Annotated in this window: 1 protein-coding gene; it reads right to left on the bottom strand. The window is 62.5% G+C overall.

Annotation, left to right across the window (positions count from 1 at the left end; all coding sequences use genetic code 11):
* On the bottom strand, window positions 1-579 hold a 579-nt coding region (locus CQ12_RS46350; RefSeq protein WP_283807369.1), incomplete at both ends, for a TCP-1/cpn60 chaperonin family protein.

The raw sequence follows: 579 nt of genomic DNA on the forward strand, positions 1-579 counted from the left end.
TTTGCGGCGATCGCCGAAGCCCGGAGCCTTGACGGCCGCGACCTTCAGACCACCGCGGAGACGGTTGACGACGAGGGTGGCAAGCGCTTCGCCTTCGACGTCTTCAGCGACGATGACCAGCGGCTTGCCGGTCTGCACCACGGCTTCGAGCAGCGGCAGCAGCTCGTTCAGCGAGGAGAGCTTCTTCTCGTTGATCAGGATGTAGGCGTCGTCCATTTCAACGCGCATCTTGTCGGCGTTGGTGACGAAGTAGGGCGAGATGTAGCCGCGGTCGAACTGCATGCCCTCGACGACGTCGAGTTCGGTGTCGAGCGACTTGGCTTCCTCAACGGTGATGACGCCTTCGTTGCCGACCTTGGCCATCGCCTTGGCGAGGAAGTCGCCGATTTCCTTGTCGCCGTTGGCGGAGATCGTGCCAACCTGGGCGATTTCCTCGTTCGAGGTGACCTTCTTGGAGTTCTTGGCGAGGTCGGCGACCACGGCTTCAACCGCCAGGTCGATACCGCGCTTCAGGTCCATCGGATTCATGCCGGCGGCAACCGACTTGGCGCCTTCACGGACGATCGCAGCCGCCAGAAC

This window comes from Bradyrhizobium jicamae (genome assembly GCF_001440395.1).
Classification (GTDB): Bacteria; Pseudomonadota; Alphaproteobacteria; order Rhizobiales; family Xanthobacteraceae; genus Bradyrhizobium; species Bradyrhizobium jicamae.